The 22,721-nt window shown below is 72.3% G+C and carries 16 protein-coding genes; 5 read left to right on the top strand and 11 right to left on the bottom strand.

From position 1 onward, the window contains the following. Positions 1 to 10: 10 nt before the first annotated feature. Positions 11 to 1,246: a helix-turn-helix domain-containing protein gene (locus tag ACIP89_RS01185; protein ID WP_401921705.1), complete on the bottom strand. Its 1,236-nt coding sequence runs from the start codon at positions 1,244 to 1,246 to the stop codon at positions 11 to 13. A gap of 1,105 nt (positions 1,247 to 2,351) precedes the next feature. Here ACIP89_RS01185 and ACIP89_RS01190 point away from each other — a divergent pair. Further along, entirely contained in the window at positions 2,352 to 2,873 is a 522-nt protein-coding gene (locus tag ACIP89_RS01190) for a universal stress protein (RefSeq protein ID WP_401921703.1), read from the top strand. A 430-nt stretch (positions 2,874 to 3,303) separates the two neighbouring features. On the opposite strand, the gene glmS is transcribed toward ACIP89_RS01190, so the two are convergent. Together glmS and ACIP89_RS01200 are read right to left on the bottom strand one after the other, a co-directional pair. Beyond that, the gene (gene glmS, locus ACIP89_RS01195; protein ID WP_401921701.1) at positions 3,304 to 5,133 is read right to left on the bottom strand and encodes a glutamine--fructose-6-phosphate transaminase (isomerizing); all 1,830 of its coding nucleotides are present in this window, start codon (positions 5,131 to 5,133) and stop codon (positions 3,304 to 3,306) included. Positions 5,134 to 5,224: 91 nt separating this feature from the next. Next, positions 5,225 to 5,500 carry a hypothetical protein gene (locus ACIP89_RS01200; RefSeq protein ID WP_024489833.1) on the bottom strand — a complete coding sequence of 92 codons (276 nt, stop codon included), beginning with the start codon at positions 5,498 to 5,500 and terminating at the stop codon, positions 5,225 to 5,227. Between the two features lie 327 nt (positions 5,501 to 5,827). Between ACIP89_RS01200 and ACIP89_RS01205 the strand changes: the two genes are divergently transcribed. Then, positions 5,828 to 7,489 carry a beta-N-acetylhexosaminidase gene (locus ACIP89_RS01205; RefSeq protein WP_402112267.1) on the top strand — a complete coding sequence of 554 codons (1,662 nt, stop codon included), beginning with the start codon at positions 5,828 to 5,830 and terminating at the stop codon, positions 7,487 to 7,489. A gap of 102 nt (positions 7,490 to 7,591) precedes the next feature. Here ACIP89_RS01205 and ACIP89_RS01210 read toward each other — a convergent pair whose 3' ends face one another. From ACIP89_RS01210 to ACIP89_RS01240, 7 genes are all read right to left on the bottom strand, one after another. Further along, entirely contained in the window at positions 7,592 to 8,575 is a 984-nt protein-coding gene (locus ACIP89_RS01210; RefSeq protein ID WP_401922354.1) for an ABC transporter substrate-binding protein, read from the bottom strand. Positions 8,576 to 8,731: 156 nt separating this feature from the next. Further along, on the bottom strand, positions 8,732 to 9,373 hold the full coding sequence (locus ACIP89_RS01215; protein ID WP_401921694.1) for a GNAT family N-acetyltransferase: 642 nt from the start codon (positions 9,371 to 9,373) through the stop codon (positions 8,732 to 8,734). A 72-nt stretch (positions 9,374 to 9,445) separates the two neighbouring features. Next, positions 9,446 to 9,922, bottom strand: a complete 477-nt coding sequence (locus ACIP89_RS01220; protein ID WP_402112269.1) for a VapC toxin family PIN domain ribonuclease — start codon at positions 9,920 to 9,922, stop codon at positions 9,446 to 9,448. A 78-nt stretch (positions 9,923 to 10,000) separates the two neighbouring features. Beyond that, positions 10,001 to 11,167 carry an acyl-CoA dehydrogenase family protein gene (locus ACIP89_RS01225; protein WP_401921689.1) on the bottom strand — a complete coding sequence of 389 codons (1,167 nt, stop codon included), beginning with the start codon at positions 11,165 to 11,167 and terminating at the stop codon, positions 10,001 to 10,003. Positions 11,168 to 11,174: 7 nt separating this feature from the next. Further along, entirely contained in the window at positions 11,175 to 12,134 is a 960-nt protein-coding gene (locus ACIP89_RS01230) for a hydroxymethylglutaryl-CoA lyase (RefSeq protein ID WP_401922017.1), read from the bottom strand. Next, positions 12,131 to 14,212, bottom strand: coding sequence for an acetyl/propionyl/methylcrotonyl-CoA carboxylase subunit alpha (locus ACIP89_RS01235; protein ID WP_401921685.1), 2,082 nt, complete (start codon positions 14,210 to 14,212; stop codon positions 12,131 to 12,133). The genes ACIP89_RS01230 and ACIP89_RS01235 overlap by 4 nt, the downstream gene beginning before the upstream one ends. Before the next feature lie 13 nt (positions 14,213 to 14,225). Beyond that, a complete protein-coding gene (locus ACIP89_RS01240; RefSeq protein WP_401921682.1) occupies positions 14,226 to 15,833 on the bottom strand; it encodes a carboxyl transferase domain-containing protein in 1,608 nt (535 codons plus the stop codon). Positions 15,834 to 15,929: 96 nt separating this feature from the next. On the opposite strand from ACIP89_RS01240, the gene ACIP89_RS01245 reads away from it, so the two are divergent. The 3 genes from ACIP89_RS01245 to ACIP89_RS01255 all read left to right on the top strand — a co-directional run bounded on the left by ACIP89_RS01245 (position 15,930) and on the right by ACIP89_RS01255 (position 19,763). Further along, positions 15,930 to 16,565, top strand: a complete 636-nt coding sequence (locus tag ACIP89_RS01245) for a TetR/AcrR family transcriptional regulator (protein WP_401921680.1) — start codon at positions 15,930 to 15,932, stop codon at positions 16,563 to 16,565. 154 nt (positions 16,566 to 16,719) lie between these two features. Next, positions 16,720 to 18,156, top strand: a complete 1,437-nt coding sequence (locus tag ACIP89_RS01250; protein ID WP_401921677.1) for a glycosyltransferase — start codon at positions 16,720 to 16,722, stop codon at positions 18,154 to 18,156. 68 nt (positions 18,157 to 18,224) lie between these two features. Next, the gene (locus ACIP89_RS01255) at positions 18,225 to 19,763 is read left to right on the top strand and encodes a DUF6056 family protein (protein ID WP_402112272.1); all 1,539 of its coding nucleotides are present in this window, start codon (positions 18,225 to 18,227) and stop codon (positions 19,761 to 19,763) included. On the opposite strand, the gene ACIP89_RS01260 is transcribed toward ACIP89_RS01255, so the two are convergent. Next, positions 19,723 to 22,713 (bottom strand): acyltransferase family protein, encoded by a 2,991-nt coding sequence (locus ACIP89_RS01260; RefSeq protein ID WP_402112275.1) that lies wholly within the window; start codon positions 22,711 to 22,713, stop codon positions 19,723 to 19,725. The genes ACIP89_RS01255 and ACIP89_RS01260 overlap by 41 nt on opposite strands. Between the last annotated feature and the right edge of the window lie 8 nt (positions 22,714 to 22,721).

Below are 22,721 nucleotides of genomic sequence, written 5' to 3' on the forward strand. Positions count from 1 at the left end.
GCGCCCCACCCTACGGGGCACTCCGCTGCCCCGGCAGGGCCGGGCGCCCTGCCGCGTACGCGTCCGAGCCGGGCCTCCCCTGCTCGGCGCGGCCCGGGTCCAGCGCTGCCGGGGCAGCGGCGGACTGGCCCGCGGGGGCGGGGGCCGCCACGGTGCGACGGCTTCCGGGACCTGCCTGGGCGGGCACCACCTGCTCGGTGACCTGGCCGACCGGCTCCGGACCTCCGCCCTGCGGACGGCGGGCCCGGTAGGCGGCCCGGTACGCGGCGGGGGAGGAGCCCAGCTGACGCCGGAAGTGTCCGCGCAGCGCGACCGGCGAGCGGAAGCCGCAGCGGCCCGCGACCTCGTCGACCGAGTAGTCGGACGTCTCCAGCAGCCGCTGCGCCTGCAGCACCCGCTGGGTGATCAGCCACTGCAGCGGTGCGCTCCCGGTGAGCGAGCGGAACCTCCGGTCGAAGGTCCGCCGGCTCATGTAGGCGCGCGCGGCGAGCGTCTCCACGTCGAACTGCTCGTGCAGATGCTCCAGGGCCCAGGCCACGACCTCGGCGAGCGGGTCGGAGCCGATCTCCTCTGGTAAAGACCTGTCCAGGTAGCGCTCCTGGCCGCCACTGCGCCGCGGTGGCACGACAAGCCGGCGGGCGAGTGCCCCGGCGGCCTCCGTGCCGTGGTCCGAGCGGACTATGTGCAGACAGAGATCGATGCCCGCCGCTGTGCCCGCGGAGGTGAGCACGTCGCCGTCGTCGACGAACAGCTCGCGCGGATCGACGTGCACCGACGGATAGCGCTTCGCCAGCGTCGGCGCGTACATCCAGTGCGTGGTCGCCGGGCGGCCGTCGAGCAGTCCGGCCGCGGCGAGGACGAAGGCCCCCGTGCACAGCCCGACGATCCTGGCCCCTTCCTCGTGGGCGCGGCGCAGCGCGTCCAGTGCCTCCACGGGCGGTGGCGAGGTGATCGAGCGCCAGGCGGGCACCACGACGGTGCCGGCCCTGCTGATCGCCTCCAGCCCGTAGGGCGCGGTGAGTTCGAGTCCCCCTGTGGTGCGCAGCGGTCCCTCTTCGCCGCTGCACACGAGAAGCCGGTAGCGCGGAACTCCCGCGTCCTGGCGGTCGATACCGAACACGGAGAGCGGGATGGAGCTCTCGAAGATGGGGCCGCCGCTGAACAGCAGTACGGCCACGACCTCCCGGCGCCGGCGCCCGCTCAGCTTCCGTACAGCCTCCGTTGCGGTGGCGGAGTCCTGGCTCATGACGCTAAGCCCCCCTCGGTGTTCGCGTCTTCCTGGTCCTTACGGGCCTGTCGCACCTGCACTTGTCCCCTCGGTCGTGCACGAGTCCCCAGCCTTCGACACCCAAGATCGAATCTACTGCGTCCCGTGGTGCCGTCGTGACAAGTTCACCAACCGGCTTTATGTCGACAAGGCAACCTGGCGGGAAGCATTCGATCACGAAGCGTTTCACTCGTGAGTCGTGCAGGGAAGTGCGCCTGACGTTCATGGCCCGTCCCCGTTGGGTGGAAGCGTACCGCGCGGTCTCCTTCTGCCTGCTGGCAAGGGGGTTGATCGGCCATTTCGGCAAGGGATTGGCCGGGGAATGAAGTTGGCTGAAAACATACGGTCGCGTGTGCGGAAATCATCCGTTCAACCGGCGCACGCCCCAGAGGGGCGGCCGCCTCCATGCGCCCCCCTCGGCCGGTCCGGAGGGGGTGAGCGGTGCCGTTGCGGGTGTCCGGATGCCGACCGGGGGGTGTGCGGGCACGCCGGCCGTGCGGCGGGTTCCGGACGGGCGGGGCCGGACGCGTCCGGGCGCGGTACCGCCCCCCGGTCCGCCGGACGGCGCGGAGGTCGGTACCGAGCGGTCGGACACCCCGGCGCCGCCCCCGACGGACCGACGGCGACGCGACGGCACCCCGGCGAAGCACCGGCGGACCGACGACCCCCGCCGGTTCGCCGCCGGACCGTCGACCGACCGGCGCCGGACCGTCGACCGGCCGGCGGGCAGCCAGGCGGGACCCGGCAGCGGCCCCGTCGGTCCGTCGCCGGGCTGCCGGGCGGCCGCCCGTACCGGCGTTCCACCGGTCACCGCTCGCGGCCGCCCGGCTCCCGCGACGTCCGTGTACGGCGCAACCGGCATTGCCATACGGGGCGGTCTCGGGCATGCTCCGTGAAACGTCGCGCGCTTTGCGCGGATCTGGGCCGTGGAGGAGTGGCGCCGTACCCTTGGGGGTAAGGGGTTGGGAAGATGATTCCCGGACACCGCCACGCCGCCCACTGACGCAGCTCTTACACAGCTCTGACGCAGCTCACCAAGTCGCTAGTCGCTCTCCTCACGAGGACTCTCTTCGCCGAGACACCGATGGCCGGTCACGAAATCCCTGAACCCGCGGACCGCAAGCAGGTAGCCGACCCCGAGTCGGGACCGCGAGCGGTCGAAGAAACACGTCATTCCTGCGATCCCGCGTTCCGGCACGGGGTCGTCGTCGGATTCGACGGCTCGACCTCCAGCGAACGAGCCCTCGCCTACGCCATCGGCATGGCCCGAAGATCGGGCTCCGGCCTGATCATCGTCCATGTCGCCAACCGGCTGCCGACCACCGTATGGGCAGGCTGCGAGCCGCCCGTCTTCGTCGATGTGCCCGACCACCGGACCGAGGTCCTCGGCCTGGAGCTCGCCTGCGCGGACTACCTCACCGAGGTCCCGTGGGTGCTCGTCGAGCGCGGCGGGGACATCTGCCACGAGCTGGAGGAGGTCGGCCGCGAGTACTCGGCCGACGCGATCGTGGTGGGCTCCACCCAGGGCATCGTCGGCCGGATCTTCGGCTCGGTGGCGGGCCGGCTGGCGCGGCGCGCACAGCGCCCGGTCGTCGTCATCCCCTAGTGCCTGCCGCCGCGCGGCCCGTTCGGGCGACGACGGCAGCTTGACGACAGGCCCTGGGGCCTGTCACCGGACCGCCGGCCGCCGCGCGGCCGCCCGTGGGGCGACGACGGCGGATCGGGCCCTCACTCCCTCCCTCGTTCGAGTGCACTCGCCCGGCCGCCCTCGGTCGTTCCGGGGCGGTCGGTCTCGTTCCGGGCGCCCGGACCGGCTCGTGGCGTCAACTCGACTACCAAAACAGGGGGGTGAAACAAACCGCCAAGCCGAAAATGCGGATTGCGCGGTTGTGAGGGGTGCATAAGAGCCGCCGGGTGAATGGTGCGATTGCATGTGAACGGGGCGGGACGGCCCTGCTCGGGGGATGGACGGGAGCGGCCCCGCACCCCCGTGTCGGGTGGGTGTGCGGGGCCGCTCGGAGCCGGGGGCGGCGCGGTTACTCGACGGTGACGGACTTCGCCAGGTTGCGCGGCTTGTCGATGTCCCGTCCCATGGCCAGCGCCGTGTGATAGGCGAAGAGCTGGAGCGGGATACCCATCAGGATCGGGTCCAGCTCGTTCTCGTTCTTCGGTACGACGATGGTGTGGTCGGCCTTGTCCTGCGCCTGGTGCGCGATGGCGAGGATGCGGCCGCTGCGGGCCTTGATCTCCTCCATCGCGGCGCGGTTCTTCTCCAGCAGGTCGTCGTCCGGCACGATCGCCACGGTCGGCATCGCGGGCTCGATCAGCGCGAGCGGCCCGTGCTTCAGCTCGGACGCCGGGTAGGCCTCCGCGTGGATGTACGAGACCTCCTTGAGCTTCAGCGCGGCCTCCCGGGCCACGGGGTAGCCGCGCACCCGGCCGATGAACATCATCGACTTCGCGTCCGCGTACTCCGCGGCCAGCTTCTTGATCTCGTCCTCGGTCTCCAGGATCTCGCTGATCTGGCCGGGCAGCTTGCGCAGGCCCTCGATGATCCGCTTGCCGTCGGCGACCGACAGGTCCCGGATGCGGCCCAGGTGCAGGGCGAGCAGCGCGAACGCGACGACGGTGTTGGTGAAGCACTTCGTCGAGACGACGCAGACCTCGGGACCGGCGTGCACGTACGTACCGCCGTCCGCCTCCCGGGCGATCGCGGAACCGACCACGTTGACCACCCCGAGCACCCGCGCGCCCTTGCGCTTGAGCTCCTGGACGGCGGCCAGCACGTCGTACGTCTCCCCCGACTGGGAGACCGCGACGTACAGCGTGTCGGGGTCCACCACCGGGTTGCGGTAGCGGAACTCGGAGGCCGGCTCGGCGTCCGCGGGGATGCGGGCCAGCTCCTCGATCAGCTGGGCGCCGATCTGGCCCGCGTGGTACGAGGTGCCGCAGCCGAGGATCTTGATCCGGCGGACCCCGCGCGCCTCGCGGGCGTCCAGGTTGAGACCGCCCAGGTGCACGGTGGCGAACCGGTCGTCGATCCGGCCGCGCAGCACCCGGTCGACGGCCTCTGCCTGCTCCGAGATCTCCTTGTGCATGTACGTGTCGTGGCCGCCCATGTCGTACGACTCGGCCTCCCACTCCACGGTGGTCGGCGTGGCCGTCGTGGTCGAGCCCTCCGTCGTGTACGTACGGAAGTCGTCGGCCTTGAGGGTGGCCATCTCGCCGTCGTCGAGGGTGACGACCTGGCGGGTGTGGGTGACCAGGGCGGCGACGTCGGAGGCGACGAACATCTCCTTCTCGCCGATGCCGAGGACGACCGGGGAGCCGTTGCGGGCGACGACGATGCGGTCGTTGAAGTCGGCGTGCATCACGGCGATGCCGTACGTGCCCTCGACCGAGCGCAGGGCCTCGCGGACCTTCTCCTCCAGGGTGTCCGCCTCGGAGCGGGCGATCAGGTGGACCAGCACCTCGGTGTCCGTCTCGGAGAGGAAGACGACGCCCTCCGCTTCGAGCCGGGGGCGGAGTTCGGAGGCGTTGTCGATGATCCCGTTGTGGACGACGGCGACCTTGCCGCCGGCGTCCAGGTGCGGGTGGGCGTTCTCGTCGCTCGGGGCGCCGTGGGTGGCCCAGCGGGTGTGGGCGATGCCGGTGGTGCCGGTGAACCGCTTGGGGACCCGGGCCTCCAGCTCGCGGACCCGGCCCTTGGCCTTGACCATCTTCAGCGTGGCGGGCTTCCCGGCCGCCGGCTTGCCGGTGATCACGATGCCCGCGGAGTCGTACCCCCGGTACTCCAGCCGCTGCAGTCCCTCCAGCAGCAGCGGAGCCACGTCACGCTTTCCGATATAACCGACGATTCCGCACATGGCGTCCCTGCCCCTCCGTCAATCCATCGACGTACAAGTAGTCGTACACGTAAGACGTGCGAGTGAGTGGTTGCCCGGTACCGGGCCGGTCTCAGCCGTAGACGATGCGGCGCAGCTGGCGGAGCGACAGCTCCGGCGGTGCGACCGCCCGGTGCGGCAGTTCGGCCGCGATCCGTTCGAAGATCTCCGCGTTGACCAGGCCACCGGACTGCAGTTCGCGGTGGCGGCGGCGGACGAAGTCCTCGGTCGTCTCGTCGAAGTACGCCAGCACGTCGAGGATCACCCGGGAGGCCTCGCCGCGCTGGAGCGCGGTGCTGCGCACCAGGTGGTCAATGAGGTCGTCGTACGACGAGCGGCGTTCGAGCACTCGTCGATACTGCGATGGAAGGGGCTCCAGCGCAACAATTCTGCCCGATATCGGGCAGGACTCGGCGCGAGTGGGCCTGTTTCTGTGATCGGTGGAGGTTTCGGGGGCCTCCGGCCGGTGCTCCGTGGCACCCGGTCGTCCGTGTGACGGACGGGGCCGCCGGGATGAATTCGGCCATAAGCCGCGGGACGTCGGCCACGTTCCGGCACGGGCAACGCGGGGAAGTGGTCTAAACCTTGACCATCCATTGGGTAAGCGGTACGCATGGCGACGGTTCGGTTGGTCCGGAGATCCGCAGATGTGACCCCGTAGAAAGGGACCCGGCTTGTGAGACTGCACACCGCGCGGCGCAGTGCTCTTCCCCGTGCTCTACCCCGTCTTCTCGGCTCGCTGCTACTCATCACCGCGGCCGGCGTCTCCACCGCGTGCGCGGCGCCCACGGCGTCCGCGGCGGGCAGCGAGGCGGCGGCCCCGGCACCGAGACCTCTCGGCCAGCTCGTGCCCGTCCCCGCCTCGGTGCGACCGGGCGGCTCGCCGTACTCCCTCGACGAGGGCGCCCGGATCCGGGTCGACGGCTCGTCCGGCGAGGCCCGCAGGATCGGCGAGTACCTGGCGGGCGTGCTGCGACCGTCCACGGGGTACGCCCTGCCGGTCACCACCAAGGACGGCGCCGACGGCATCCGGCTCCGGCTCGGCTCCGGCGACAGCAAGCTGGGCGCGGAGGGGTACACCCTGACCTCCGGGCGGGGCTCCGTCACCATCACCGCCCGGAAGCCGGCAGGGCTCTTCCACGGCGTCCAGACGCTGCGTCAGCTGCTGCCGGCCCGGATCGAGTCGGACAGCCGCCAGAAGGGGCCCTGGAGCGTCGCGGGCGGCAGCGTGACGGACACCCCGCGCTACGGCTACCGGGGCGCGATGCTCGACGTCTCGCGGCACTTCTTCTCGGTCACCGAGGTCAAGCGGTACATCGACCAGCTCGCGCTGTACAAGATCAACACGTTCCATCTGCACCTCTCCGACGACCAGGGCTGGCGGATCGCCATCGACTCCTGGCCGAAGCTGGCCACGTACGGCGGCTCGACGGAGGTCGGCGGCGGGACCGGCGGCTACTACACCAAGAGCCAGTACAAGGAGATCGTGAACTACGCGGCCTCCCGCTACCTGGAGGTGGTGCCGGAGATCGACATGCCCAGCCACACCAACGCGGCTCTCGCCTCGTACGCCGAGCTGAACTGCGACGGCGTCGCGCCGCCGCTCTACACGGGCATCGAGGTCGGCTTCAGCTCGCTGTGCGCGGGCAAGGACGTCACGTACGACTTCATCGACGACGTCATCGGTGAAGTGGCCGCGCTGACCCCCGGCAGGTACCTCCACATCGGCGGTGACGAGGCGCACTCCACCAGCCACGAGGACTACGCCAAGATCATGAACCACGCGCAGGCCACCGTCGGCAAGTACGGCAAGACCGTGATGGGCTGGCACCAGATCACCGGGGCCACGCCGGTCAAGGGCGCGGTCGCCCAGTACTGGGGCTACGACAAGACCTCCGCCGCGGACCGGAAGCAGGTGGTGGACGCCGCGAAGAACGGCACCAGGCTGGTGCTCTCGCCGGCCGACCGGGTGTACCTCGACATGAAGTACAACGACCAGACGGTCCTGGGCCTGAAGTGGGCCGGTCTGGTCGAGGTCCAGCGCTCCTACGACTGGGACCCGGCGACCTATCTCGCCGGTGCTCCGGCGGACGCGGTGCTGGGCGTCGAGGCGCCGATCTGGGCGGAGACCCTGACGGACAGCGACGACATCGACGCGATGGCGTTCCCGCGGCTGCCCGGGGCGGCGGAGCTGGGCTGGTCCCCGGCGGCGACGCACGACTGGGACACGTACAAGCTGCGGCTGGCGGCGCTCGGGCCGCGGTTCACGGCGATGGGGATCGACTACTACCGGTCGCCGCAGGTGCCGTGGCCGGCGGAGTCGGCTTCGGCGGGGTGACCCGAGGTGACGGGCCGTCCGGCGGCCGGGGGCCGTGGTCCCCGGCCGCCGGACGGGTGAAAACCCCGCACCCGTTGCCGGCCGGAACGACTGGTTCCGGCGTCAGGCGGCCTTCTTGGCGTCCTCGATGGCCTTCGCGAGGTCTTCGAGGATCGGCGCGCACTTGTCGTAGCTGAAGATCGGCTCGGTGGTCCGGGGGACGACCTGGCCGGCCTTGACGGCGGGCAGCTGCGTCCAGGTCGGCTTGGAGGTCAGGGCGCCGGGCTGGAGCGCAGAGGACCGGTTGTCCATCATGATGATGTCGGCCTGGTACTTGTCGACGTTCTCCCAGCTCAGCTCCTCGAAGAAGCCGGCGGAGTTCACCTTCGGCTCGACGAAGTTCACGCCCAGCTCCTGGAAGTACAGGGTGTCGGCGGCGGTCTTCGCGAGCGTGACGTAGAAGAGGTCCTGGCTGGCCGAGCCGATCAGGACCTTGATGTTCGGCTTGGACTTCGCGGCGGCGCGCAGCCGGGCCGCGGCCTTCTCGAAGCGGGCCTTGGCGTCCGTGACCGCCTTGGCCTTGAGGTCGGCGCCGAGCGACGCGGCGAGGTCCTCGTGGCGCTGGATGGCCTTCGGGATCGTGGTCTGGGCGGCCCACAGGGCGACGCTCGGGGCCAGCTTCAGGATCTTGTCCTTGGACTGGTCCGGCACGTACCAGAGGGCGTCCTTCTCCCACATCGCGGTGACCAGCAGCTCCGGGCCGAGCGCCGCGTACTTCTCGACGTTGAACTCGCCCCAGACGTTGCCGAGGATCTCGACCTTGCTGACGTCCAGGTCGCCGGCCTGCACATCGGCCTTGCCGTCCTTGGTCTTCGTCGGGCCGAAGACGGCCTTGACCTCGACGCCGTAGTCGTGGAGCGCGGCGGCGACCCCGGTGAAGGCGACGATGTTCTTCGGGACCGACTTGGCCTCCGCGGTCCTGCCCCGGTCGTCCTTGAAGCTCCACGGCCCGGCGTCGGCGCCCCCGGAGCCGCCGGAACCCGCGTCCTTCCCGTCGCTGTCGCCGCAGGCGGCGAGGACGGCACCGAGACCTACGGCGCCGCCCATGGCCAGCAGGCCACGGCGGGTGGGGCGGGACGGACGGGCAGTGCGCATGACGGGTTCCACTTTCGTACGGGCCGGGACCGGCCTTGAGCCGGACCGGAGGAAGGTTAGCCTAACCTTCTGTGTGACCGGACCGGCCGGGCCCCGCCCCCGCCTGTCTCACCCGCCGAACCGCGCACGGCACCCGTCGAGCCCCTCCACCGTGACGTCGAGGGCGCGGTGCTCCTCCCACCGCTCGCGCTCCAGCCGCAGCCGTTGCAGCGTGACGGGGGCGCCGCGCAGAGCGGCGGTCTCCAGCCCGTCCGGGAGGTAGCCGAGCCGCCGCGAGACACCGAGCGAGCGCGGGTTGTCCGTCATCGCGGACGAGACCGCCGTACGGGCCCCGAGACCGGCGAAGGCGAGATGGAGCGCGGCGGCCCGCATCTCGGTGCCGATGCCCCGGCCCTGGTGGGCGAGCCCCAGCCAGGAGCCGGTGCTCACCTCGCCGGTCACCGCGAAGTCCTTCGCCGTCACGTCCTGCCGCCCGACCACCCGGCCCTCATGCAGCACCGCGAGGCTCAACGACCAGTCCCGCTCCGACCAGTTGGCGACGGAGGCCAGCACGTGCTGGAACACCGCCCGGCCGCGCCCGGCGGGCGAGGCGTCGGTCCAGGGGACGGTGAACGGCATGGTGTCCGGGGCGTGCACCCCGTCGGCGGCGACCGAGGCCAGCTCGTCCAACAGCTCCAGGTCCGGGAGACGGAGCTCCAGCCGGGGAGTGCGGATGCGGAGCCCGTACAGCGGCCAGTGCTGGGGTTTCATGGACGAACAATGCCGGGGCGGGACGGCCGGTGTCGAACGAATTGCCTGACAGCGGGTGCGGCGGGCGGCGGGTCATGATCCGGGGGCCCGGCTGTCGAGGGGCTGGAGCCGCACCATGGCGACGTCGGGGCACACCTTGGCGATGGAGCCGAAGTCGTCATCCACGTGCAGCACCGTGAGCCGGTGCTGTCGCGCTGTCAGGGCGATCAGGCTGTCGATGGGTGAAGGGCCCCGGTGATGGCCGATCCGCACCAGCTCACGCTGGACATCGATGATCCTCGGCCAGGGGTCGTCGAGGGCCGGTACCCAGCCGAAGGTCTGGCCGAGCATGGTGAAGAGGTGTTCGTGATCGCGGTCCGCCCGAATGGCCCGCCTGAGGTCGGCCTCGACGGGCGGGCACAGGGACAGGAACTGGTCCGCGTTGTCCTGGGGCCATCGCAGCGCACGCGCCCGGTCGTCCGCGCTGACCGCCGCGGCTATCGTCAGCGCGCGGTTGATCGTCTCCCGCTTGGTGGAGGTGCCGAGCTGCTGCTGGGCGAAGGCGAGCATCTTGAGCGTGAGGCGGCGGAAGGCGCCGGCCCTGTACCCGGCGCCTTCCGCAGTCCCGCCCGTCCTCAGACGGCCGGGTCAGGCCGGCAGCCCCAGCTCCCGCGCGATCAGCATGCGCTGGACCTCGCTGGTGCCCTCGCCGATCTCCAGGATCTTGGAGTCGCGCCACATCCGGGCCACCGGGTACTCGTTCATGAAGCCGTAGCCGCCGTGGATCTGGGTCGCCTCGCGGGCGTTGTCCACCGCCACGGTCGAGGAGTAGAGCTTGGCGATCGCCGCCTCCTTCTTGAACGGCTCGTCCGCCAGCAGCCGGGAGGCCGCGTCGCGCCAGCCGATGCGGGCCATGTGCGCCCGCATCTCCATGTCCGCGATCTTGAACTGGATCGCCTGGTTGGCGCCGATCGGCTTCCCGAAGGCGTGCCGCTCCGCGGCGTACTTCACCGACTCGTCCACACAGCCCTGCGCGAGGCCCGTCGACAGCGCCGCGATGGCGATCCGGCCCTCGTCCAGGATCCGCAGGAACTGCGCGTAGCCGCGGCCCTCCTCGCCCAGGAGGTTCGCCGCCGGGACGCGGACGTCGGTGAAGGACAGCTCGCGGGTGTCCGAGGCGTTCCAGCCGACCTTGGAGTACGGGGCGGCGACCGTGAAGCCGGGGGTGCCGGACGGGACGATGATCGCGGAGATCCGGGGGCGGCCGTCCTCCTTGCGGCCCGTCACCGCCGTGACGGTCACCAATTCGGTGATGTCCGTACCGGAGTTGGTGATGAAGCACTTGGAGCCGTTGATCACCCACTCGTCCCTGGACTCGTCCAGCACCGCCGTCGTCCGGGTGCCGCCCGCGTCGGAGCCGCCGTCCGGCTCGGTCAGGCCGAACGCGCCGAGCGCCTCGCCGGAGCAGAGCCTCGGCAGCCACTGCCGCTTCTGCTCCTCCGTACCGAAGCGGAACACCGGCATCGCACCCAGCGAGACCCCGGCCTCCAGGGTGATCGCCACCGAGGAGTCGACCCGGGCCAGCTCCTCCAGGGCGATCCCGAGCGCGAGGTAGTCGCCGCCCATCCCGCCGTACTCCTCCGGGAACGGCAGCCCGAACAGGCCCATCCGCCCCATCTCCCGCACGATCTCGTACGGGAACTCGTGGCGCTCGTAGAGGTCACCGATCTTCGGCGCGATGACGTCGTGCGCGAACTCCTCGACGGTACGGCGCAGTTCCTCGTGTTCGGCGGTCAGCCGGTGGTCCAGGGACATCGGGAAATCACTGCTCCTTGTGGGACAGGGCACGGACGGTGCGGGACGGGCTGGGCCGGCCCAGTTGTTCGGCGAGCCACACGCTGGTGGCGGTGAGCGCGTCGAGGTCGACCCCGGTTTCGATGCCGAGGCCGTCGAGCATCCACACGAGATCCTCGGTGGCGAGATTGCCGGTCGCGCTCTTCGCGTACGGGCAGCCGCCGAGGCCGCCCGCGGAGGCGTCCACGGTGGTGACGCCGTGCCGGAGGGCGGCCAGGGTGTTGGACAGGGCCTGCCCGTACGTGTCGTGGAAGTGCACCCCCATCGCGTCCGTGGGCACCCCCGCGACGTTCAGCGCGGACAGCAGCGCCCGTACGTGGCCCGGCGTCGCGACCCCGATGGTGTCCCCGAGCGACAGCTCGTCGCAGCCGAGGTCCAGCAGCGCCCTGGCCACCCGGACGACCTGGGGGACCGGCACGGCCCCCTCCCACGGGTCGCCGAAGCACATCGACAGGTAGCCGCGCACATGCACCCGGTCCGCCTTGGCGCGGGCCACGACGGGCTCGAACATGGCGAGCGACTCGTCGACGGTGCGGTTGAGGTTGCGGGCCGCGAACGTCTCGGTGGCCGAGCCGAAGACGGCGATCCGGCGGGCGCCGAGCGCGAGTGCCCGGTCCAGCCCCCGTTCGTTCGGCACCAGGACCGGCAGCGCCACGTCGCCCACGTCCGCGATGTCACCGAGCAGCGGGAAGAGCTGCTCGGCGTCGGCCAGTTGGGGCACCCACTCGGGGTGGACGAAGCTCGTCGCCTCGATCGTGGAGAGCCCGGCGACCGCGAGGCGGCGGATGAACTCCGCCTTCACCTCGGTCGGCACGACGCCCTTCTCGTTCTGGAGTCCGTCGCGGGCGCCGACCTCGTGGATCCGGATCCGGGCGGGCAGGCCCGGATCCGGGACGGTCATCGGCAGGGCGCGGGTGGTCGTCGTCATGCTTCCTCCCCGGCGGCGGCCACGGGGGTGACCACGGCCAGTACCTGGTCCATGGCGACCGTGGTCCCGGCCGTGACGTCGAGTTCGGTGACGGTGCCGGCGTGCGGGGCCGAGATGACGTGCTCCATCTTCATCGCCTCCACCACCAGCAGGCTCTGCCCGGCCGCGACCTCGTCCCCGACGGCCACCTTCACCACCGTGACGGTGCCGGGCATCGGTGCGGCCAGGGCGTCGGCCCCGGAGCGGGCGGCGCCGGTCAGCGACGCCGCCACCGGGTCGTGGTCCCGGACGTGCCAGGTGTCGCCGTCCCGGCCGAACCAGCGGCCCTCCGGGGACGCGGCGTGGGCGAACGCGTGGGTGACACCGGCCAGTTCGAGGGTGACCCGGCGCTCGTCCGCCGTGATGATCCTGGCCGTCTCCGCGCTGCCGGGGAGCGGGCCCAGCGGACCGCAGCTGCCGGAGTCGGGGGCCGGCGGCCGCGCGCCCTCACCGATGTGGCCGAAGGCCAGCTCGGTGGCCGCGCCGCACGGACGCAGTCCCACCTGCACCGGTTCGTGGCCGGGGATGTGGAAGTGGTGCGGCGTCCGGGCCGGGGTGCCGCCCAGGCGCCAGCCGTCCCCGGCCGAGAACGGGTCGGCCCAGGTCCGCGGGCCCGGCGCGGGTGCGGGGGAGTGCTGCCGCAGCAGCGCGGCGGCCGCGTACACCTCCTCCGGCACCCCGTCCGGCACCAGAGTGTCCACCTCGCGCTCCACCAGACCGGTGTCGAGGTCGCCCGCCACCACCGCCGGGTGGCCGAGGAGGCGGCGCAGGAAGCCCGCGTTGGTCGGGACCCCCAGCACCACCGTGTCCGCGAGCGCGGCCCGCAGCCGGCGCAGGGCGGTCGCCCGGTCCGGGCCGTACGCGATCACCTTCGACAGCATCGGGTCGTACAGGCTGCCGACCTCGCCGCCCTCGGCGAGCCCCGAGTCCGTCCGCACCCCGCCGCCCCGCGGCTCGTCCAGCGCCAGCACCGTGCCGCCGGAGGGCAGGAAGCCACGGGCCGGGTCCTCGGCGCAGACCCGCGCCTCGACCGCGTGCCCGGTGAGCGTGATGTCCTCCTGCCCGTACGGGAGCTGCTCGCCCGCCGCGACGCGCAGCTGCCACTCCACCAGGTCGAGTCCGGTGATCAGCTCGGTCACCGGGTGCTCCACCTGGAGGCGGGTGTTCATCTCCATGAAGCAGTACGCGGCCGGATCGCCGCCCGGCACGATGAACTCCACCGTGCCCGCGCCGACATAGCCGCAGGAGCGGGCGGCCCGCACGGCGGCCTGGCCCATCGCCGCCCGGGTGGCCTCGTCGAGCAGGACCGAGGGCGCCTCCTCGATGATCTTCTGGTGGCGGCGCTGGAGCGAGCACTCGCGCTCGCCGAGGTGCACGACGTTGCCGTGCCCGTCCGCCAGGACCTGGATCTCGATGTGGCGCGGCCGGTCGATCCACCGCTCCACGAGCAGGGTGTCGTCCCCGAAGGAGGCGCGCGCCTCGCGCCGGGCCGCCGCGATCTCCTCGGTGAGCAGCGCCGCGTCGTGGACCAGCCGCATGCCCTTGCCGCCGCCGCCCGCCGAGGGCTTCAGCAGCACCGGCATGCCGATCTCGCGCGCCGCGTCGGCCAGCTGGCCGTCGGTCAGGGCGCTTCCGGTGGAGCCGGGGACGACCGGGACGCCGGCCGCCGCGACCGTCTCCTTGGCCCGGATCTTGTCGCCCATCAGCGCGATGGCGGCGGCGGGCGGCCCGATGAAGACCAGGCCCGCGTCCGCGCACGCCTGGGCGAAGGCCGCGTTCTCCGCGAGGAAGCCGTAGCCGGGGTGGACGGCCTGCGCGCCGGAGCGGCGGGCCGCCTCCAGCAGCCGGTCCGCGCTCAGATAGCTCTCGGATGCCGGGGCGGGGCCGATCCGTACCGCCGTATCGGCCTCCCGCACGTGCCGGGCGTCCGCGTCCGCGTCGCTGAAGACGGCGACCGAGCGCACCCCCAGCTCGCGCAGCGTCCGGATGACCCGGACCGCGATCTCGCCGCGGTTGGCGACGAGGACAGTGTCGAACATCGTCATCTCTTCCTCACATCCGGAAGACGCCGAAACCGGCATCGCCCAGCGGGGCGTTGGCGCAGGCGGTCAGGGCGAGCCCCAGCACCTGCCGGGTCTCCATCGGGTCGATCACACCGTCGTCCCAGAGCCGGGCGGTGGCGTAGTACGCGTTGCCCTGGGTCTCGTACTGCTCGCGGATCGGGGCCTTGAAGGACTCCTCCTCCTCGGCGCTCCAGTCGTCGCCCAGCTGGTCGCGCTTGACCGTGGCGAGGACGGACGCGGCCTGCTCGCCGCCCATCACCGAGATCTTGGCGTTGGGCCACATCCACAGGAACCGGGGGCTGTAGGCCCGGCCGCACATCGAGTAGTTGCCCGCGCCGTAGGAGCCGCCGACCACCACGGTCAGCTTCGGCACCCGGGTGCAGGCGACGGCGGTGACCATCTTCGCGCCGTGCTTGGCGATGCCGCCGGCCTCGTAGTCGCGGCCGACCATGAAGCCGGAGATGTTCTGCAGGAAGACCAGCGGGATGCCGCGCTGGTCGCACAGCTCGATGAAGTGCGCGCCCTTCTGGGCGGACTCGGAGAACAGGATGCCGTTGTTGGCGACGATCCCGACCGGATGGCCGTGGATGTGCGCGAAGCCGGTGATCAGCGTCGTCCCGTACTCGGCCTTGAACTCCGCGAACCGCGATCCGTCGACGACCCGGGCGATCACCTCCCGTACGTCGTACGGGGTGCGCGAGTCGACCGGGACGGCCCCGTACAGACCGGCGGGGTCCACCTTCGGCTCGTCGGCCGGCCGCACGGACCAGGGCAGCGCGCCCCGGTCCGGCAGGGTGGCCACGATGTTCCGCACGATCCGCAGCGCGTGCGCGTCGTCCTCCGCGAGGTGGTCGGTGACGCCGGACGTACGGGAGTGGACCTCGCCGCCGCCCAGCTCCTCCGCCGTCACGACCTCGCCGGTCGCGGCCTTCACCAGCGGCGGCCCGCCCAGGAAGATCGTGCCCTGGTTCCGGACGATCACGGCCTCGTCGCTCATCGCCGGGACGTACGCCCCGCCGGCCGTGCAGGAGCCGAGCACCGCCGCGATCTGCGGAATCCCGGCGCCGGACATCCGGGCCTGGTTGTAGAAGATCCGCCCGAAGTGCTCCCGGTCCGGGAACACCTCGTCCTGCATGGGCAGGAAGGCGCCGCCCGAATCCACCAGGTACAGGCAGGGGAGCCGGTTCTCCAGCGCCACCTCCTGGGCCCGCAGATGCTTCTTCACGGTCATCGGGTAGTACGTGCCGCCCTTGACGGTGGCGTCATTGGCGACGATCACGCACTCCCGGCCGCTGACCCGGCCGATCCCGGCGATCACCCCGGCGGCCGGTGCCGCGCCCCCGTACAGCCCCTCGGCCGCCAGCGGGGCCAGCTCCAGGAAGGGCGAGCCCGGATCGAGCAGGGTGTCCACCCGCTCCCGGGGCAGCAGCTTGCCGCGCGCCACATGCCGGGCGCGGGCCTTCTCACCCCCGCCGAGCCTGGCCGTGGCGAGCCGCTTGCGCAGCTCGTCGGTGAGCGCGTGATGCGCCGCCTCGTTGGCCTGCCAGGCCTCGGAGGCGGGATCGGCCGCGCTCGCCAGCACCGGTGCCTGCTGCATCCTGTCGAGCCCCCTTGCCCGTACCGCTGTGTTAGTGAGCGTTAACGTCAGCCACAGGTTAACGACCGCTAACGCGCCTGTCTAGAATGATTGGTCATGAGCACCCATGCCGCCGCCCGCGTCGCGGCTCCCACCCGCCGTGAGCAGATCCTCAAGGAGGCCGCGCGCCTCTTTGCCGAGCGCGGCTTCCACGGCGTCGGCGTCGACGAGATAGGCGCCGCCGTCGGTATCAGCGGCCCCGGCCTCTACCGCCACTTCCCCGGCAAGGACGCGATGCTCGCCGAACTGCTGGTCGGCATCAGCGAGCGGCTGCTGGCCGGCGGAGAGCTGCGCGTCTCCGAGGACGCGGCCTCCCGGAACGGTTCGCACGAGGCGCTGCTGGACGCGCTCATCGCGGGCCACATCGACTTCGCCCTCGACGACCGCCCCCTGATCACCCTGCACGACCGGGAGCTGGACCGGCTGCGGGACACCGACCGCAAGCGGGTGCGCCGGCTCCAGCGGCAGTACGTCGAGGTGTGGGTCGGCGTCGTCCGCGGCCTCTACCCGGACCTCCCCGAGCACGAGGCGCGTGCCGCGGTGCACGCCGTCTTCGGCCTGCTCAACTCCACCCCGCACCTGGGCCGCCCCGGCGCGCTGCCCGACCGCGCGGACACGGCGGCGCTGCTGCACCGGCTGGCCCGGGGCGCCTTCGACGCGGCGGGCGGCGCGCGGGCCGGTATTCCCGGATAGGGGCGCCCCGCCGGCCGCCGGAAAGCGTGAATCCGGGTCACCGGGCACGAATCCGTGCCGACTTTTCCCCACGACTCCCATTCGCCTGAGTTGATTCGGCAGGGTGCGGACATAGGCTTCGGATCGGTCGGTTCCGCGCCCGATGGGGAATTGAATGAAAAACTGTCAGGTATCGATCGTCGTCCCCTGTTACAACGAGGAAGAGGCCGTCAAGGCGTTTCACCGCGCACTGGTCACCGCCCTCGAACCGACCGGGAAGAGTTTCGAGGTCTGCTATGTCGACGACGGCAGCGAGGATCTCACCCGTGCCGAACTGATCCGCCTGGCAGCCGTCGACGAACGGGTCCGGTACACCGCCTTCAGCCGTAATTTCGGCAAGGAGGCAGCCATGCTCGCCGGACTCCGCATGTCCTGCGGGGACTCGGTGGTGCTCATGGACGCCGACCTCCAGCACCCGCCGGAACTCCTGCCCCGCATGATGGAGTTGAGCCGGCACGGCTACGACCAGGTGATCGCCCGGCGCGACCGCGAGGGCGAGGGAGCCCTGCGCTCGTACGCGAGCCGCTGCTACTACCGCGCCATGGGGCACTTCATGGACGTCTCGGTGGTCGACGGCGAGGGGGACTTCCGGCTGCTGTCCCGCCGTGCGGTCGACAGCGTGCTCGCGCTCCCCGAGTCCAACCGGTTCTCCAAGGGGATCTTCTCCTGGATCGGCTTCGACACCACCAGCTTCACCTACCACAACGCCCAGCGGGTGGCCGGACGCTCGAAGTGGGGCAGCAGACGGCTGCTCAACTACGGCATCGACGGACTGATCTCCTTCAACAACCGCCCCCTGCGCCTCGCCGTCTACGCCGGCCTCCTGATGGCCCTGGCCGCGATGGGGTACGCCCTGTGGATCATCGTGGAGGTGGCACGCCACGGGGTGGGGGTCCCCGGATACGCCTCCCTGCTCACCGCGGTCGTGGCACTCGGCGGGATCCAGCTGGCCACCCTCGGCATCGTCGGTGAGTACGTCGGCCGGATCTACTGCGAGACGAAGAACCGCCCGCACTACCTGATCCGGGAGACCAGCGAACAGCCCGCCCCCGCCGCCCCCGCCGCGCCGGAGCGGCCCTTACGGGTGAGAGGCGGCGGCGCGAGCGCCTTCGGCAACGGCCGTGCGAGGACCGTGCGCCAATTCATCACCTTCGCCATGATCGGCGTCGTCAATACCGCGGTCTATCTGAGCGTCTACGCGACGCTCAACCACTGGATTCCCTATCTGACCGCTCATGTCATCGGCTATTGCGTCAGCATTGTCGGCTCCTTCCTGCTCAACTCCTACATCACCTGCCGGACGAGTCCGACGTGGCGGGCCTTCGTCCGCTTTCCGCTGTCCAGCCTCGTCAATCTCGTCCTTTCCGGGGCCCTGCTCTATGTCGGGGTGAGCCACCTGGGCATGGGAAAGAACATCGCCGCCCTGACCGCCGGAATTCTCGCCACCCCGTTCTCCTTCCTGATCGCCCGGTGGGCCATCACCTCCGGCGCGGCCGTCTCCCGGCAGCCGGAACCGCTGCCCGAAGGCCGGACCGGCCGTCCCGGCGACTGACCCCGCACCCAGCGCCCGCGGCACGGCCCCGTAAGCAGCGGCACCGCACGAAGGGAACCGGCACATCCATGACCGCGGAACCACCGGGAACGGCGGACACGCCGCCCACGACCGGGAACGCCCACCGCCCGCCGGACGGCGCGCGGCCCCCGGAGCCCCCGAGGCCCCGGCTGCCGCTCTGGGCGGCCGTGCTCACCGTGTTCCCGCTGGCCCTGCTCGCCGCGTCCTTCTGGATCGGCCGGCTGGTGCGGCCGGGCGGCGACGACTGGTGCTTCCTGCCCGTCCTGCGCGACGAAGGCGTCTCCGGAATGATCGGGAAGTTCTACCTGGACGACAACGGACGCGTCGCCAACGCCCTGATGGTCGCGCTCTACGGGGCCGGCGGCGTACCGGGCCACCAGTGGTACGCCACCCTCAGCGGACTGCTGGTCCTGGCCGTGCTGTGGGCGCTGATCCCGGCCGCGCTGCACCGAGCCGGGCGGACCGCGCCGCGCGGGATGCCGCTGCTCGTCGCGTCGATGACGGCCGCGGTGTTCTTCTTCGCCACCCCCAACACGTACAAGACGTTCTACTGGCCCGCCTCCTCCGTCTCGCACACAGTGGCCCCGGCCCTGGCCGCCGCGGCGGTGATCCCGATGCTGCGGGCCCGTTCTCACCGGGGGCGGATCCTCGCGCTGTGCGTCGCCGCCGTGGCCGGGCTGTTCATCGGGACCCTCTCGGAGGGGACGTCGGTCGTCGCGGGCGTCCTGCTCTGCACCGCGCTGCTGCTCAGCCTCCGGTCGCGACCGGGGCCCGGCCGCCGCCGCACCCGGCTCTGGTGCGGCGTCGCGCTGGCCGCCCTGGCGGCGGGGCTGGTCATCATCTACACCTCGCCCGGCTCCCGGCACCGCCGGGACCGCTTCGGCACCGGCGCCACCTCGGTCGCCGACCCCGGATCGCTGGCCGACGCGCTGCGGACCTTCGGCGACATCCTGGGGACCGTCCTCACCACCTGGACCTACCTCGGCGCGCTCGCCGTCGGCGTACTGCTGGGCCTGCTGCTGCGCGGGAGCGGCCCGGCCGCCGACGGCCCCCTGCGCGGCCGGCCGCTGCTCCCGGCCCTGGCGGCGGTGGCGGCGTTCCTGGTGTCCGGGTACCTCTGCACGCTCATCACCCTGCCCGCCTTCGAGCACAACATGATGACGTATGGCACCCGCACCTGGAACGACTACCTCTTCCTGCTCGTGCTGCTCCTCGCCGGACTCGGCGCCCTGCTCGGCAGCGCCCTGCGCACCCGAGTGCGGGGCACCCGCGCCGTTCCCCTCGTCACGGGAGCGGCGGCGCTGCTCTGCGCGGCGGTCTGCGTGGGGCTGTTCGTGCCGCTGACGGGCCTGGCCCACGACATGGACGTACGGGCCCGGCACTGGGACCGCCAGGACCGGTGGCTGCGGCAGGAGGCGGCCGCGGGCGCGGAGGTCCTGCCATACGTACCGGCCTCCGTGGGGCAGATGCGCGACCCGTTCGGGAAACACGGCCGCAGCACCTGGCCGGCCCCCTGCACGGCGCGGTACTACCACCTGAAGCGGATCACCTACTCGACCCGGCCGGTCCCCGCGCCGACACACTGACCTCCGCCACCCGCATCGGGTGACCGGGCTCCGTCGCGGGACCCGGCACGGCCCCGTCGGCGGCCGGCAGCGCCCCGCCCATCGCCACGTTCAGGATCAGGAACTGGCCGCGGGTCACCGCCCGCTCCCAGGTGGCCGCGTCCATGCCGGACGCCTTCACCCGGTGGTAGACCCGGCCGTCCAGATACCAGCGGACCTCCTCGGCGCCGGGCGCGGTGTCGACCTCCACGGCGTACGAGTGGAACGCGCCGCGGCAGCCGGAGCACTTCTGCCGGGGCGAGCTGAGCCCCGCCGGCTCCTCGCACGGACCGCCGTCCAGGATGCCGCAGTGCATGGTGCCGAAGACGGCGTCCCGGCCGTTGACGGACTCCATGACGTCGAGCTCGCCGGTGCCGGGCCAGCCCGTGTACCCGTCGCGCACCCCGGCGCCCATGGTCCAGAAGGCCGGCCAGTAGCCGTCCGCCGCCGGGCCCGTGACGTCCGGCAGGGCGATCGACGCCTCGATCCGCAGGACGCCCCCGGGCGGCGGGGCGAAATCGGAGCGCCGGGACTCGATGCGGCCCGAGTACCAGCGGCCCTCGCGCCGGGTGGGCACGATCTCCAGTGCCCCCTTCCCGTCGAGGCGGACGTTGTCCGTGGAGTCCGTCATCGTCTCGGTCTCCCCGGTGCCCCACTGCGGGGCCGGGCAGCCCGGATAGCAGGTGCCCCGGTCGTAACTCCAGCGGGACGCGGCCGGCCGGCTGCCCGCGGGGCCGTCGAACTCCTCGTGCAGCAGCCGGGTCCAGCCGCCCGCCGCCGGTGCGCCGGCCCCCATGAGCAGCCGTTCGAGGCGGGGCGCCAGCACCACGGCCGCGGCATCGGTGAGATGGGCGTCGTCCCGGTAGAGCAGGATCCGGTCCAGGACCGCCGGGCAGACGGACCGCGCGGCCGGGCACAGCACCGAGTTCACCTCCACGGTCCGCACCCCGGGCAGCGTGCCGGCCGCCGCCCCGAGCGCCAGCGGATCGGGCCACCGCGCCTTCCTGGCGTCGAAGGCACAGGCCGCGGGGTCCGTGAGGTGCCCGGAGACGCACGCCGGGACATCGGTACCCGGCACCGGGGTGTCCTCGATGTAGACGATCGGCACCCCGAGCGCGCGCAGCGGCTTCAGGGTCTTCTCCCAGCCCCTGAGCAGCAGCCGCTGGTCGTCGGTGTACCGGTTCAGCGAGCCGATCACGATCAGCTCGGGCTTCGGTCCCTCGCGGAGCCGGGCCAGGCTGTCGGCCCGCCAGCTGTCGCACTCGTGGTACGTACGCCCCAACTGCGGGTTGATCACCGACAGTTCGGGCAAGGGGCAGCCCTGCTTCACCAGTTCCTGGAGGGCCCAGCCGCGCTTGGCCGCGAGACTGAGCAGCGGCGAGAACCACTGCCCGGCGTGCGAGTCGCCGAGCAGCACGATCCGGTGCGCGCTGTCCGCCGCCCCGAACAGGCAGGGCGGGCTGCTCGTCACGGGCGGCGCCACTTCGCACGCCCCGTCCGGCGGGAAGCTCTGGCGGGCCTGTACGGGGCTCGGCACCACGGGGCCGCCGGTGAGCGGCGTACCGGTCCGGGCCAGCAGCGTGGGGCCGGCGGCCGCTCCCGGCGGCAGCCCCTTCACGTCGACCGGCGCGGCCGGGCCCAGCAGACGCAGCGTGGTGGTGCCCACCACCAGCGCCAGGACCACCGGCACGACCACGGCGGCGAGCCCCAGCGACAGCCCCCGCCGGGGCAGTTCGGAGAGCGTACGGCTGTGCCGCAGCGGCCGCTCCACCCAGCGCGCGGTCGCCGCGGCCGGCAGCACGGAGGCCAGCGTCAGCGCCGCCCTCGCGGGCCAGCCGAGGTGGCCGAAGCGGGCCTCGGCCAGGACGAGCACCGGCCAGTGCCAGAGGTACAGGGTGTACGAGAGCCGGCCGACCGCCCCGGGAGCCCGCATCGCCAGCAGCCGCCCGACCCCGGCCCCCGCCAGGAACCCGGCAGCCCTGTCCGGTCGCCGTCCGGGGGTGCCGGACAGGATGACCGCGGCCGTGGCCAGGGTCGGGACGAGCGCCGCGTATCCGGGGTACGGCGTCGAGGCGTCGTAGCGCAGTACGCACCACACGAGCGCCGCCGCCCCCGCCCATCCGCACAGCAGCCGCAGCACGCGCGGCCCGCGCAGCAGATGCCACGGCAGCAGCGCCAGCAGCGCGCCGGTACCGAACTGCCAGACCCGCGAGGGCGTGCCGAGGTACGCCAGGGAGACGGAGCCGCCCGTCCAGCGCAGCGAGAGGGCGAGGCTGCCGAGCGTCAGCACGGCGGTGAGGGCGAGCGCCGCCGGCCGCAGCGCACGTCCCCGGCGGGCCGCGCCCGCGACGAGGACCGCGAGCAGGGCGAGCAGCGGCGCCCAGCACAGGTAGAACTGCTCCTCCACCGCGAGCGACCAGAAGTGCAGCAGCGGGCTCTCGTCCTGGCCGGCGGCGAGATAGTCGGTCTGCTGCTGGACGAACCGCCAGTTGGCCACGGACAGGGCCGCCGCCACCACGTCGTTCTCCAGGTCCGTGCGGCGCAGCGGGACGGTCAGCCACGCCCCGGCCACCGCGACCGCGACCAGCACCACGGCGGCCGAGGGCAGCAGCCGGCGGGCCCGGCGGGCGAAGAACTCGGCCAGCCGGATCCGGCCGGTGGTGACGGCCTCCCGCACCAGCAGCCCGGTGATCAGGTAGCCGGATATGACGAAGAAGACGTCCACGCCGACGAAGCCGCCGGCCAGTGCGGGCACGGACGCGTGGAAGGCGAGGACCGACAGGACGGCGAAGGCGCGCAGCCCCTCGATATCGGGACGGAAACCGGGCCGGCGGGGCCCCGCGCGGCCGGAGCCGGAGCCCGGGCCGCCGGGCGGCGGTGCGGGTGCGGCGCTGCTCCCGGACCGGGGAGCGGAGGGGGCGAGGGTGGGCATGGTTCGAG

The organism is Streptomyces sp. NPDC088730 (assembly GCF_044751215.1).
Classification (GTDB): Bacteria; Actinomycetota; Actinomycetes; order Streptomycetales; family Streptomycetaceae; genus Streptomyces.

What these genes read in the sequence shown, in the direction of transcription:
- ACIP89_RS01185 (WP_401921705.1), bottom strand. Translation starts at nt 1,246, where the DNA reads ATGAGCCAGGACTCCGCCACCGCAACGGAGGCTGTACGGAAGCTGAGC.
- ACIP89_RS01190 (WP_401921703.1), top strand. Translation starts at nt 2,352, where the DNA reads ATGGCCGGTCACGAAATCCCTGAACCCGCGGACCGCAAGCAGGTAGCC.
- glmS (WP_401921701.1), bottom strand. Translation starts at nt 5,133, where the DNA reads ATGTGCGGAATCGTCGGTTATATCGGAAAGCGTGACGTGGCTCCGCTG.
- ACIP89_RS01210 (WP_401922354.1), bottom strand. Translation starts at nt 8,575, where the DNA reads ATGGGCGGCGCCGTAGGTCTCGGTGCCGTCCTCGCCGCCTGCGGCGAC.
- ACIP89_RS01215 (WP_401921694.1), bottom strand. Translation starts at nt 9,373, where the DNA reads ATGAAACCCCAGCACTGGCCGCTGTACGGGCTCCGCATCCGCACTCCC.
- ACIP89_RS01220 (WP_402112269.1), bottom strand. Translation starts at nt 9,922, where the DNA reads ATGCTCGCCTTCGCCCAGCAGCAGCTCGGCACCTCCACCAAGCGGGAG.
- ACIP89_RS01225 (WP_401921689.1), bottom strand. Translation starts at nt 11,167, where the DNA reads ATGTCCCTGGACCACCGGCTGACCGCCGAACACGAGGAACTGCGCCGT.
- ACIP89_RS01230 (WP_401922017.1), bottom strand. Translation starts at nt 12,134, where the DNA reads ATGACGACGACCACCCGCGCCCTGCCGATGACCGTCCCGGATCCGGGC.
- ACIP89_RS01235 (WP_401921685.1), bottom strand. Translation starts at nt 14,212, where the DNA reads ATGTTCGACACTGTCCTCGTCGCCAACCGCGGCGAGATCGCGGTCCGG.
- ACIP89_RS01240 (WP_401921682.1), bottom strand. Translation starts at nt 15,833, where the DNA reads ATGCAGCAGGCACCGGTGCTGGCGAGCGCGGCCGATCCCGCCTCCGAG.
- ACIP89_RS01245 (WP_401921680.1), top strand. Translation starts at nt 15,930, where the DNA reads ATGAGCACCCATGCCGCCGCCCGCGTCGCGGCTCCCACCCGCCGTGAG.
- ACIP89_RS01250 (WP_401921677.1), top strand. Translation starts at nt 16,720, where the DNA reads ATGAAAAACTGTCAGGTATCGATCGTCGTCCCCTGTTACAACGAGGAA.
- ACIP89_RS01255 (WP_402112272.1), top strand. Translation starts at nt 18,225, where the DNA reads ATGACCGCGGAACCACCGGGAACGGCGGACACGCCGCCCACGACCGGG.
- ACIP89_RS01260 (WP_402112275.1), bottom strand. Translation starts at nt 22,713, where the DNA reads ATGCCCACCCTCGCCCCCTCCGCTCCCCGGTCCGGGAGCAGCGCCGCA.